A 12,568-nucleotide genomic window follows, 5' to 3' on the forward strand; every position below is an offset into this window, starting at 1 on the left:
TAACATTTTAAAAAACAATTAAGAGTGGATACTTTAAGTTACAAGACCATTTCTGCAAACAAAGCTACAGTGACTAAAGAATGGGTCATTGTTGACGCTACAGACCAAGTATTGGGTCGTTTGGGCGCAAAAGTTGCGAAACTGTTGAGAGGAAAGTATAAACCTAACTTTACCCCTCACGTAGATTGTGGTGATAATGTAATCATTATCAATGCCGACAAAGTAAAATTAACCGGTAACAAGTGGAATGACAAAGTATATCTGTCATACACAGGCTATCCCGGCGGTCAGAGAGAAATCACTCCTGCTCGTTTGCAGGCAAAACCGAACGGTGATGACAAGTTGCTGAGAAAAGTAGTAAAGGGCATGCTGCCTAAGAATAAGTTGGGTGCTAAATTGCTGGGCAATATGTATGTATATGCTGGCAGCGAGCACAAACATGAGGCTCAGAACCCGAAAATGATTGATATTAACGCACTTAAATAAGAGATAATGGAAGTAGTAAATGCATTAGGCAGACGCAAAAGTGCAATTGCACGTATTTTCGTAAGCGAAGGTACAGGAAAGATTACTATTAACAAGAGAGACCTCGCAGAGTACTTTCCATCAAGCATTCTTCAGTATGTGGTGAAGCAGCCGCTGAACAAGCTGGGTGTTGCTGAAAAATATGATATCAAGGTTAATCTTTGCGGTGGTGGTTTCACTGGTCAGTCTCAGGCATTGCGTTTGGCAATCGCTCGCGCACTGGTGAAAATCAATGCTGAGGATAAGGCTGCTCTCCGCGCCGAAGGCTTCATGACTCGTGACCCGCGTGCCGTTGAGCGTAAGAAACCGGGACGTCCGAAAGCACGTCGTAGATTCCAGTTCAGTAAACGTTAATCAGTTTAGAAAGTTAACAAGTGGACAAGTTAACGTGTGGACAAGGCCCTTCCTTGCCAACTGTCAACTGATAACCTCGTCAACTGAACAGCGTTTAGTATCTAAACTACCGGGACTCTTTTTGATGGACTACCCGGCGGTTGGTTTAGAAAAAACAAAAAAGAAAGTAAACGATTTAAAGATTAAAACAAAATGTCAAGAACAAATTTTGATACATTATTGGAAGCCGGTTGCCACTTCGGTCACCTGAAAAGAAAGTGGAATCCTTCAATGGCTCCTTATATCTTCATGGAGCGCAATGGTATTCATATCATTGACCTCAACAAGACGGTTGCTAAAATTGACGAAGCTGCTGAAGCTTTGAAGCAAATCGCCAAATCAGGAAAGAAAATCCTGTTTGTTGCTACTAAAAAACAAGCTAAGCAGGTGGTTGCCGACAAGGCTGCATCTGTAAATATGCCCTACGTAATCGAGCGTTGGCCGGGTGGTATGTTGACTAACTTCCCGACTATCCGTAAGGCTGTGAAGAAGATGGCTACCATCGATAAGTTGACAAACGATGGAACTTATTCAAACCTCTCTAAGAGAGAAATTCTTCAGATTTCACGTCAGCGTGCCAAGTTGGACAAGACTTTGGGCTCTATCGCTGACCTGACTCGTCTGCCGTCCGCATTGTTCGTGGTTGACGTAATGAAGGAGAACATCGCTGTTCGCGAGGCCAACCGTTTGGGTATTCCCGTATTCGGTATCGTTGATACGAACTCCGATCCTACGAACATTGATTTCGTAATCCCTGCAAATGATGATGCTACGAAGTCTGTAGAAGTTATCCTTGATGCTTGCTGCGCTGCTATGCAGGAAGGTCTGGAAGAACGCAAGGCTGAGAAGGTGGACATGGAAGCTGCCGGTGAAGCTTCTGCCAACAAAGGCAAGAAGAAGTCGGCTAAAGCAAGACTTGACAAGTCGGACGAGGATGCTATCAACGCATCTAAGGCTGCCGCTTTCATTAAGGAAGACGAAGAAGCTTAAATCAGTATAATTGAGAGTTGAGAATTGAAAGTTGAGAGTTACTTTAAACGGCAATTCTCAATTCTCTGTTCTCAACTCTCAATTGCTTTATAAAGACATTATTAACAATTAAAATAGAAAGATATTATGGCTGTAAGTATGGCTGATATAACCAAGCTCCGCAAGATGACCGGTGCTGGTATGATGGATTGCAAGAATGCTTTGACCGAAGCTGAAGGCGATTTTGACAAGGCAATGGAAATTATCCGTAAGAAAGGACAGGCTGTTGCTGCTAAGCGTTCAGACCGTGAGGCTTCTGAAGGCTGTGTGTTGGCTAAGACTACCGGTGACTTTGCCGTTATCATTGCCCTGAAGTGTGAAACTGACTTCGTTGCTCAGAATGCCGACTTCGTGAAACTGACTCAGGAAATCCTTGACCTGGCTGTAGCTAACAAGTGCAAGACATTGGACGAAGTGAAAGCGTTGCCGATGGGCAAGGGTACCGTACAGGATGCAGTAGTTGACCGCAGCGGTATCACAGGCGAGAAGATGGAATTGGACGGCTATATGACCGTAGAAGGCGCAAGCACTGTAGTCTATAACCACATGAACAGAAACGGTCTCTGTACCATCGTTGCTTTCAACAAGAATGTTGAAGAGGCGTTGGCTAAGCAGGTAGCTATGCAGATTGCTGCCATGAACCCCATCGCTATCGATGAAGACGGTGTGTCTGAAGAAACCAAGCAGAAAGAGATCGAGGTCGCTATCGAGAAGACAAAGGCCGAACAAGTACAGAAGGCTGTTGAGGCTGCTTTGAAGAAAGCCGGCATCAATCCTGCCCACGTGGACAGCGAAGACCACATGGAAAGCAACATGGCTAAGGGCTGGATTACTGCTGAAGATGTAGCGAAGGCTAAAGAAATCATTGCTACCGTTTCTACAGAGAAGGCTGCTCATTTGCCTGAACAGATGATTCAGAACATTGCCAAAGGTCGTCTGGGCAAGTTCTTGAAGGAAGTTTGCTTGCTGAACCAAGAAGACATCATGGACGGCAAGAAGACCGTAAGAGAAGTGCTGAAGGAAGCTGATCCTGAATTGCAGGTGGTTGCTTTCAAGCGTTTCACACTGCGTGCTGAATAATTCAATGCAGATATCGATAAATGAAACGGTCGCATGAGATTGTCTCTTGCGACCGTTTTTTTGTATATCATTTAAAGTGTAACACTTTCAAAAGCAATATATTCTCTCTTATTTCTAGCTCTTTATACTCTTTGGGGTAATAGTCTGGCTAAATACTCATCCGGATATTGAAGAACCTATGCATTAGAATAACTAGAAGATGTATAAATTACTAATAAAAACATACCGAGAAGGTCAATGGTTGAGCGTGGAATGTTTACAGCTTTCTTGTTTATTTATGATATAAGCCGTAGCAGCCTTCCCCATCGGATTGTCGGAGAACATAGTCAAAAAGGGATATATGTAGTGCTTAGATTCAATGGCCATGTCACAGCCTGCTATTTCCTCTTTTATGTCGAATGTTGTCCTGCAACCTTTGCGATCCGCCAACGCATATCTCATAGCAGGAAGACCGGTGTTATACCTTTGATACAAGACAAGCTGTTTTTCATCCTGATATACTTGAAGACCAATCCTCTTCAAGAACTTCATACCATTCAGTTTGGAATGACTCAACCTCAAGTCAATAAGTGGCTTCACCTTCTTTCTGGAATACTCAGATGTACTCTAAAAACCATGGGGGAATTACCGGACCGTTCTTCTAAGCGTCTGATATATATTCTCAAATCTTGCACGAATTCAAGCGCACTGCCGGAAATAAATATGATATGGGATTGAACAGCGGGGCTCTTCGGCTCTACCGCCTGTGGAAAACAGAGCAAGCTAGGGGAGCGATATTGATGTGTGCATAAAACTACGGAAAAACACTTTCCGCATCTATATGACAATCAAAGAAGAATTAGAAAGGATATTCTGTACAAAAATAGATTTATTAACCCTACATGAAAACATGCGTCAAGTGCTTCATCAAAACATTGAACGTGATGCAAGCTATATCTAAATATGAACTTACGGACACAATACGATTTGTCGAACAACAAATTGCATTCACCATTGAGAGTACAACCAAAATGCGCACCTATCACTTTATCCGAACACCCCTTGGAAACAAATCATCGGTATGCCCAATATCATTATCTTATGAATATTTATCAATAGACCCGAAATTGGTATTCGACATTACCCGATCAGAACTTCATCCTCTCCTCACCGACATCCGCCAGATATTGGCAGACATCGATGTCGGATTGAGGAATAATGAATTAACCAAAAGCTGACACTCGCTGCATACGCCCTATCAACTCATCCCCGAGGGCCGTCTTCACCTTGATGTGCTTCAGCACAGCCGTCACGAAGGGATTGCTCTCGAAGTCACCACGCACCTGCTCGAAGTCCAGCTCCTTCTCCAGACGCGAGCCGTCAGCACCGAATCCCGTCATGGAAGCCAGTGAGAATTCTTTCTTGGCATCCTCATACACCATACGATCCAGCCCCACTACGGCTTCTTTCCATTTCTCTACGATGTGTATAATGTCTTCTGCCGTTACATTTTCCGGATTGATGCCATAGAACTCTTCCAGCTTCTCATACGCCCACGTCCATTCATAGGTATAGTAGTTGTGGTGCATCTTCTTGAACTCGGCATTGATGTGCTTCAAGCGGTTGAGCTTGCCGGACTCGATACCGTCTATCAGGGCATCTATCTCGCTCTTCGGAGCAATCAGTCCGGAAATGTCCACCCACTCACCACTGCCGATGACCGTATCGGGCTTCAGACGGGCACGTATATCCTCATCACTACGGAAATCAATGCCTTCCAGACGCTTGATGACAGAGTTGCCAAGGAACTTATGGATGGCAATCTCATAAAACTTGATGCCTTTCACCAAAGCCGAATTGCGTATCTTGGCACTATGGAAGGAATAGATGTCCGAAAGCTCGCCGCTGGCATAGCGCAAATTCTGCAAAGTCGCCATGCCCTTGAACATCTTCTGCACGGTGTAGGGACTGAGCAGGTTGTAATTGATATAGTCCAGTTTGTTCGGGTCGGTACGTCCGTCACGCTTCGGCCACTTCTGGGCATCACGGATGGTACCCACACTGCGCAGGTTGACACCGGGCACCAGGTAAGTGGTGTTGTTCTGCTCTATCAAGTAGGAAAACGGCAGATTGGAAGTATCGGAATGGTTGACATGCCGCCCCATCACCAGCGAGAACGCCCCCACCCTTGCCGGCCACAAGATATAGGAATCGGACGTAGTCTTGGCACCGCGTTCCAACGTACCTTGATGGATAGGACCCAGTTTATACATGTGATTGCTCTGGTTGGAACCCGAACCGGCATTCATGAACGAGAACATACCGGCGATGAGCAACGTGGACTTATGGTGCGTCACCGTAAACGGACCGGCAAAAATGGCACAAGCCTCACCGTTTTCGCCCTGGCAGTTGCTGAAAAACAGAGAGTCGGAAGCTGAATAGTTGTGCCCCAACTTGCACGCCTGACCTACGAAACAACGCGCCAGCATCGCACCTTCATCCACATGTGAGCCGGAAGAGATGATGAAATCATCACAAATCACCCCATGCCCGATGTGTACCGGTGCCATTTCATTACTATTGACGCTTCCGTTGTCCAGACGGCACGTCCCACAGATGCGGCAATAATCGCCGATACGCACATTCTTGATGGAGCCCGTGTTCTGTATCACGACGTGACAGCCGATAGTCCCCACAGCAGAAGCATGCTTGTCAGAATAGTATGCGGTGATACCCACCAATCGGGCTATCAGTTCCGGCCGATGACGATAGAGTGCAAGAATATAGGCAAGATGGGCAGACAACTTATCATTGATAAGCACTTCACGCCCACCCGTTTCGTTCAGCACAGAGACTCCCACACCGTTACCGAACTTGGACACGCCATCCACCAGCATGATATCTACATTCTCGATAAACGTATCATGTCCTATCTCATAATTGGCAATGTAGTTCTGGATATTTTCAATGCAACAATTGTCACCCACCGTCACATTATGAAGCGTCACATGGCGCAAGCCGGAATGCTTCTTGATTCCTCCCGGCAACGTAAACTCCGAACGAAATACCCCCAAGCGCACTTCTCCCGAAAAACGGGTGTGATATACAAACTCTGTTGAGAAACCTTCCGCAACGGTCACTTTCTCCCAATCATCCGCCAGACACGACTGGCTTTTCAGCCGAAGCACCTCGTCTTCGGTCAATGCTCTATAACTCATTATTCTTCAGTAAATTCATACGTCTGATAGAGAAAATCATTATAGGGGTACTTCTGTACGTGCAATTGCTTCACACGCTGATAAACCACATTCTTGAATTCCTCCATATTGGATTTTTCGCGGGCTGAGATGAAGAGGCAGTTTTCCTCCATCTTTGCCATCCAAGTCTTCATCAATTCTCCAAGAGTCAGATTCTCCTTGGTTCTGGGAGTAAGGTCGTCAGCCGCCTTCTCTATATAGGTATAAGCGTCTATCTTATTGAATACAAGAATCATGGGTTTACCGGAAGCACCGATATCCGCCAATGTCTTGTTCACTACATCTATCTGTTCCTCAAAATCGGGATGAGAAATATCGACAATGTGCAGCAACAAATCGGCCTCGCGCACTTCGTCCAATGTTGACTTGAAGGAATCCACCAAGTCGGTCGGCAGCTTCCGGATAAAGCCTACCGTATCGGACAGCAGGAACGGCAGATTCTCAATAATCACCTTGCGCACCGTGGTGTCAAGCGTAGCGAACAGCTTGTTCTCCGCAAACACCTCGCTCTTGGCAAGCAGGTTCATCAAGGTGGATTTCCCCACATTGGTATATCCCACCAACGCCACACGAATCAGGCGGCCGCGGTTCTTACGTTGGGTGGACTTCTGCTTGTCAATCTCCGCCAGACGTTCCTTCAACAGCGACATACGGTTCAAAATGATACGACGGTCCATTTCCAACTGTGTTTCACCCGGACCGCGAAGTCCCACGGACCCCTTACCTCCACCGGCACCGGATCCACCTCCCTGACGTTCCAGGTGAGTCCACAAACGTTGCAAGCGTGGAAGCATGTACTTATATTGCGCCAACTCAACCTGCGTCTTCGCATTGGCGGTCTGCGCACGCATGGCAAAAATGTCAAGGATGAGCGAAGTACGGTCCAATATCTTGATTTTCAATTCCGCTTCAATGTTTCGTATCTGCTTTGCCGAAAGTTCATCATCAAAGATTACCATGCCCACTTCACGCTCGGCCTCCTCTTCATTCTTGATGTATTCCTTGATTTCCTCCAGCTTTCCCTTGCCCACGTATGTCACCGAGTGAGCTTGATCCAGCTTCTGCGTGAACCGTTTCACCACTTCCGCCCCGGCTGTCTCAGCCAGGAATGCCAGTTCGTCCAGGTATTCGTTGGTCTTCCGCTCATCCTGCGTTTTCGTGATAAGCCCCACCAACACCGCTGTTTCCGTCTGCACTTCGGAAATAACAAATTCTTTCATTGCCATAGTTCCTTTACCTTATTATATATGTATCTGTTCCACATTTTGTGGGCAAAGATAGCAAATGTATTCAAGCCGCAGCATGAGCGAGAAAGAAAATATAAAAAAAGAGGATGTCCCAAATACTGGAAACATCCCCTTTCAAACACTTTATTTACCTGTTGGCGGAATTTAATCAGCAAGAAAATAACTGCTGCAATTTCTCCTATATTCCTCGGCTTGACAGACACTTGCATCTGTCGTCTCAAACACTTGTGTTCAAGCTGACAGACACAAGTGTTTGTCACGCTGAACACAAGTGTCTGTCAACCAATTTTCTAACATTTGATAATCAACACATTACGCAACACCAAAGAAGAGGCTTGCGAATTAATTCCGCCAACAAGCTTTATATAATAATTCCGATAGAATTATTCTCCTCCCAGCTTCAACTCATCATTGTAGTCTGTTTCATTCAAAGGTACATCCCATGTCCACATATTTGCACCGGAAGCAGGAATAGTTTTAGCAATAGAGATGTGAGCATTACCGCCTTCGGCAAAACTATGGCGAACCACATCGCGGTTCCATCTCTTATAGTCACTCCATGCGAAACCTTCGCCCCAAAGTTCCAATTCGCGATAGTCCATGATTTCGCTCCAAAGAGCTTCACCACTCTTGTCACATGTGTATTCAGGATTACGTCCGGAAGTAGCATTCAGTTCCATCAATGCAGCTTTTGCACCTGTTTCATCGTTCAAGAAATAGCTAGCTTCAGCCTCTACCAATACCATTTCCGAAGAACGGATGAAAGGCAGGTAGCTGACGCCCGGAGTGTCGAAAACATAGAACTTCAGTTGTCCGCCCAAATACATGTAACCTGCTTGATAGGGAGCAGCAAGCCCACTGACAGCCATTTTGGCACAATAAGCGGCTGCATCATCCCAAAGGTCGTCTGCAGCAGCAGTTTTACCTAATCCGAGGATACCATAAGTGAGATCCATTGCTGAATCATCATTGAAGTTATAACCGGGGAATTTGTCTTCAGTCAGGAACAGAGCCTTACGAGTATCGTTATTCGGAATACGATTAATCAACTCACGTCCGATGGCACCGGCACCGGTTGCTGCAGCACTGGCATGGTAACCGTTACAAGAGAATTGAGTACCATAGCTCCAGTACCAGTTATTTTCTTGAGAACCACCAAAGCTACCGAAAATCCATTCGCTGGTAGGATTACAGAAACCGGACTGATAGTCTGCATTACTCATCAAAGGATAGTTCTGGCGAGCGAGCTTAGCTTCTGACAATGCCTTGGAATAGTCTTGCTTAGTCAAAGCAGCACGTGCATAAACAGCATGGGCCACGTTTATATTTGGCATCCATACCTGCGAAGCATCGCGATCCATACCGCTCTGTTCAAACAGACTGATAGCTGCATCCAAATCATCATAAATCTGTTTATACGTCTCCGCCAATGTAGCATAGCCTTGGCCGCCGGTAGATTCGTCTATACGAAGTACGACACCCTGAGATGCACCATTGTTGGAGTCTTGCCAGCGCCAGCAGTAGTAGTGTACCAGCTTTTCGAAAGCATACGCACGGAATGTCAGGGCACAAGCCTTGGCGAAATTCCGTTCTGCTTCAAGCCCCGTGGCACCATCTATGTTAGCAAGAATGGTGTTAGCGTTACCTATGATAGTATAATAATAGTACCATGCATAAGCATCATAAATGGAATTAGTACGTGTATGGAACTCTTGGTTATGTATGGGAGACCATCCGGAAGCATAGTAATTGTATAAATAGTTCTCGCTTGGATAGTTCTCATAATGAGCCATGATGTTATTCTCGCCTGCAAATCCCTGACCAAAATAGTAATGTTGCGTTGTCATAAGCTTGGAGATACCGTTCAATGCCTTCATGGCATTTGCCGTAGTACCTACAGCATCGGTTGCTCCGGTTGAGTCGGTAGGGGTTGTATCCAGATAGTCGCCTGCACAGGAAGACACCAACATCATACCTGCCAACAAGCTACCTGCGAACAATTTATTGATAATCTTTTTCATTTCTAATATAAATTATATGGTTATACCTTTAGAATTTCATTGTCAGCCCGAAGTTATAGATACGGGCTGTTACATACGTATCATCCGAACCTCCGTTGAAAGAGTATTGAGGATTCAATCCTTTGCGTGAAGTCAAAGTGAAGAGATTCTCTACACCTGCTGTCAGAGACAGGCCTTCTATTCCAATGTTTTTCAACCAACGTTTGGGCAGACTGTAAGACAGATTCAGGTTCTTAAATACGAAGTAAGAAGAACTTGTCAGCCAACGGTCGCTGGTGGCATTCAGGTCTGACGACTTGTAGAAGTCGGCACGCGGTGTTCCGTTCGGGTCAATGCGGTTTGCAGAAGTTTCTGTCATGCCGGCAGGAGCTTCTGTCCAAGAATTCAGAATGTCCTTGTGGTATGCACTACCGGAAGCGCCGGATTCAGAAACACCCATCAAACTGGCATAACCTCCATCGTATGTCTTGCCACCCAAAGAGTAAGTAAACAACATGTTCAAATCCCAACCTTTCCATGACAGTGCCGAGCTGATAGAACCATAAACTGTAGGAAGTGCACTACCTGCCCAGTCACGTTTGGCGTATGAAGTGGCAGTGGCATAGTCTGTACCGTTGATAGTTGCCAATGCGCCTGCTTCTTGGGCGGCGTTTTTCTTGTCCGGATCCAATGTATAGAGGGAAGTACCGGTCATTTGGTCCACACCTTCGAAGTGGTAAGTGTACCATTCGTAGATGGAGTGTCCTTCGGAATAGTTCTGCATACCGTGCAGGATATCTTTTCCATCAGGCAGTTTCACGATTTTATTCTTCAGGAAAGTAGCATCTACACCGATGTTCCATCTCCAATCACCGCTATTGATGGCATCAGCATTCAAGGAGATTTCCCAACCACGGTTAGAGATTGTACCGATATTCTTATATTGGGTCAAGTTCATGACAGAGTCATCCCACGGGTAAGAACCGGCAGAGAGCGGTAAACGTACCTCAAACAACAAATCTTTAGAACGTTTGTCGAAATAACCGATCTGGAAGTTCAGGCGGTTGAACAGACGGCCCTCTACGGCAACGTCCACAGTCTGTGTAGTTTCCCACTTGATATCCGGAGCAGAAAGTGACTGTTTTACCAAAGCGGCCACTCCACCATTTTTGTCGATAGTGTAAAGGGCCATGTGACCATAGAGGTTTACACCCATATTGTTACCGACTTCACCATAAGAAGCACGAAGTTTCAAGGCATCCACCCAATCTACATCTTGCAAGAAAGCTTCCTGCTTGATATTCCAGCTGGCACCTACAGAGTAGAAGTTACCCCAGCGGTTGTCCTTGTGGAAACGTGAAGAACCGTCCCGACGGAACGAACCTTCCACGAAGTAGCGGTTGTCGTAGTTATACTTCGCACGTGCCAGATAAGATTCTGTCTTATCCTCATCGTCACTACCGGAGAAATAAGAGTTATTGAGGAAGTTACCCATCGTAAGGTTGCCGTCTACGGCCATTCCGGTATTCATTCCGGATGTGTATTTGCGTTCCCAGCTGTAGTTCTCATGAGCCATCATAACTTCCACGTTGTGCATCTGGTTGAATTGGTAGTTCCAGTTCAAGATTTCCTGAAAGGTCACAATTCTGTACTGATAGGCATAGCTGGTTAAGCGACCACCGTTCGTGGCACCGTCACCAATTTCAGGGTTGTCATACTTCTTGTTGTTTGAAGTACTGTTGTTCATATCACCTTTTACGGTCACTGAAAATCCATACGGCAATGAGATGGTGGCAAAAGCCTGTCCACCCAATACGTTACGTACACTTTCCTGCTTGTTGTACAACATTTCGTAAGCAATGTTACGGTTGCTCAGATAAGGTGAGGTAGTATCATAGATTCTGTTACCGTCAGCATCCAACTGATACGTACCGTCAGCATTGTGCATGAACAGCGGATAAACCGGTGCCATATAACGGGTAACGTAGAACGGGTTAGCATAATAGCTGCCTGTTGCGTTGCTATTATAATCGCGTTTGGTCCAAGAACCTGTCAGGTTCACACCACCCTTGAACCATTTGTTGGGAGTATAAGTAGTATTGATACGTCCGGAGAAACGTTCGTAGCCTGTAGCTTTCACGTATCCCTTTTCGTTCAGGTAGCCTACAGAAGAATATACATTATATTTCTCTCCCGAACTGGCGGCAGAAAGGTTGTATTCCTGACGGTGTCCTGTGCGTTCGATGGCATCCTGCCAGTCGAGGTCGTCATAACCTGCCAGACGAGTGGCAATCAGCTTACCGTTGCTGTCGAATAGTTTGTCATCAGCGGCATTGTAGATGTTACGGCCGATAGACTCGCTGACCACATGTGTTGTGGCGTATGCAGCGGCATCACTTGCCGACATGCCGGTATTGCTCATCATGGCATTTTTCTTAGCCATCCATGTAGCTTCCATCCAGCGGTCTGCATCCAGACGGTCGTATTCAGGAATACCTCTATTATACATACCTTGGTTCATCTGCAACGTGATGCTCGGTTTGTGGCTTTTGTTTCCGCTCTTGGTTGTAATGATGACAACACCGTTGGCGGCACGGTTACCGTACAATGCGGCAGAAGCAGCATCTTTCAGGATGGACATGCTTTCAATATCGTTAGAGTTCAGTTCAGCCATGTTTCCATCAAAAGGTACGCCGTCTACAACGAACAGAGGATTAGAAGCACCGGAAACCAATGTTCCGAAACCACGAATACGGATGCTGGGAGCAGTTCCCGGTTCACCATACGTGTTGTTTACCTGTACACCTGGCGCAGCACCTTCAAGAGCGCCCGTTACGCTGGTCGTGATGCGTTTCTCAATTTTCTTGTTGTCAACCACCGAGATAGAACCGGTCAACGACTCTTTTTTGGCAGTACCGTATGCCACTACCACGACTTCATCAAGCAACTCTGTTTCAGGCCTTAACATCACTTTAACTTGCGGTGCGACAGCCACCTCCTGCGTGCGATAACCGATGAATGAAATCATCAAAGTTTTCGCGGAACTCAAGGATTTTTA

The 12,568-nt window shown here is 46.0% G+C and carries 10 protein-coding genes; 6 read left to right on the forward strand and 4 right to left on the reverse strand.

Features of this window, described 5'->3' with window-relative positions:
* Positions 1 to 24 precede the first annotated feature (24 nt).
* The 6 genes from rplM to K2G43_RS00085 all read left to right on the forward strand — a co-directional run bounded on the left by rplM (position 25) and on the right by K2G43_RS00085 (position 3,967).
* Positions 25 to 486 (forward strand): 50S ribosomal protein L13, encoded by a 462-nt coding sequence (gene rplM, locus K2G43_RS00060; RefSeq protein WP_300152508.1) that lies wholly within the window; start codon positions 25 to 27, stop codon positions 484 to 486.
* 6 nt (positions 487 to 492) lie between these two features.
* Complete coding sequence (gene rpsI, locus K2G43_RS00065) at positions 493 to 879, forward strand: 30S ribosomal protein S9 (RefSeq protein WP_300152509.1); 387 nt, start codon at positions 493 to 495, stop codon at positions 877 to 879.
* Between the two features lie 192 nt (positions 880 to 1,071).
* Positions 1,072 to 1,908, forward strand: coding sequence for a 30S ribosomal protein S2 (rpsB, locus tag K2G43_RS00070; RefSeq protein ID WP_300152510.1), 837 nt, complete (start codon positions 1,072 to 1,074; stop codon positions 1,906 to 1,908).
* 126 nt (positions 1,909 to 2,034) lie between these two features.
* On the forward strand, positions 2,035 to 3,027 hold the full coding sequence (tsf, locus tag K2G43_RS00075; protein WP_300152511.1) for a translation elongation factor Ts: 993 nt from the start codon (positions 2,035 to 2,037) through the stop codon (positions 3,025 to 3,027).
* A gap of 252 nt (positions 3,028 to 3,279) precedes the next feature.
* Positions 3,280 to 3,744, forward strand: a complete 465-nt coding sequence (locus K2G43_RS00080) for a transposase family protein (RefSeq protein ID WP_300152518.1) — start codon at positions 3,280 to 3,282, stop codon at positions 3,742 to 3,744.
* 103 nt (positions 3,745 to 3,847) lie between these two features.
* Entirely contained in the window at positions 3,848 to 3,967 is a 120-nt protein-coding gene (locus tag K2G43_RS00085; RefSeq protein WP_297644152.1) for a hypothetical protein, read from the forward strand.
* 262 nt (positions 3,968 to 4,229) lie between these two features.
* On the opposite strand, the gene K2G43_RS00090 is transcribed toward K2G43_RS00085, so the two are convergent.
* The 4 genes from K2G43_RS00090 to K2G43_RS00105 form a co-directional block, all read right to left on the reverse strand.
* Positions 4,230 to 6,224, reverse strand: coding sequence for a DUF4954 family protein (locus K2G43_RS00090; protein ID WP_300152512.1), 1,995 nt, complete (start codon positions 6,222 to 6,224; stop codon positions 4,230 to 4,232).
* The gene (gene hflX / locus K2G43_RS00095) at positions 6,224 to 7,483 is read right to left on the reverse strand and encodes a GTPase HflX (RefSeq protein ID WP_297644151.1); all 1,260 of its coding nucleotides are present in this window, start codon (positions 7,481 to 7,483) and stop codon (positions 6,224 to 6,226) included. The genes K2G43_RS00090 and hflX overlap by 1 nt, the downstream gene beginning before the upstream one ends.
* A 410-nt stretch (positions 7,484 to 7,893) precedes the next feature.
* Positions 7,894 to 9,531 (reverse strand): RagB/SusD family nutrient uptake outer membrane protein, encoded by a 1,638-nt coding sequence (locus K2G43_RS00100; protein ID WP_300152514.1) that lies wholly within the window; start codon positions 9,529 to 9,531, stop codon positions 7,894 to 7,896.
* 28 nt (positions 9,532 to 9,559) lie between these two features.
* Positions 9,560 to 12,559, reverse strand: coding sequence for a SusC/RagA family TonB-linked outer membrane protein (locus K2G43_RS00105; protein WP_300152516.1), 3,000 nt, complete (start codon positions 12,557 to 12,559; stop codon positions 9,560 to 9,562).
* Positions 12,560 to 12,568 lie beyond the last annotated feature (9 nt).

It is taken from the genome of Bacteroides sp. (assembly GCF_029057325.1).
Taxonomy (GTDB): Bacteria; Bacteroidota; Bacteroidia; order Bacteroidales; family Bacteroidaceae; genus Bacteroides.

What these genes read in the sequence shown, in the direction of transcription:
- K2G43_RS00100 (WP_300152514.1), bottom strand. Translation starts at nt 9,531, where the DNA reads ATGAAAAAGATTATCAATAAATTGTTCGCAGGTAGCTTGTTGGCAGGT.
- tsf (WP_300152511.1), top strand. Translation starts at nt 2,035, where the DNA reads ATGGCTGTAAGTATGGCTGATATAACCAAGCTCCGCAAGATGACCGGT.
- rpsB (WP_300152510.1), top strand. Translation starts at nt 1,072, where the DNA reads ATGTCAAGAACAAATTTTGATACATTATTGGAAGCCGGTTGCCACTTC.
- K2G43_RS00090 (WP_300152512.1), bottom strand. Translation starts at nt 6,224, where the DNA reads ATGAGTTATAGAGCATTGACCGAAGACGAGGTGCTTCGGCTGAAAAGC.
- rpsI (WP_300152509.1), top strand. Translation starts at nt 493, where the DNA reads ATGGAAGTAGTAAATGCATTAGGCAGACGCAAAAGTGCAATTGCACGT.
- K2G43_RS00085 (WP_297644152.1), top strand. Translation starts at nt 3,848, where the DNA reads ATGACAATCAAAGAAGAATTAGAAAGGATATTCTGTACAAAAATAGAT.
- hflX (WP_297644151.1), bottom strand. Translation starts at nt 7,483, where the DNA reads ATGAAAGAATTTGTTATTTCCGAAGTGCAGACGGAAACAGCGGTGTTG.
- K2G43_RS00080 (WP_300152518.1), top strand. Translation starts at nt 3,280, where the DNA reads ATGTTTACAGCTTTCTTGTTTATTTATGATATAAGCCGTAGCAGCCTT.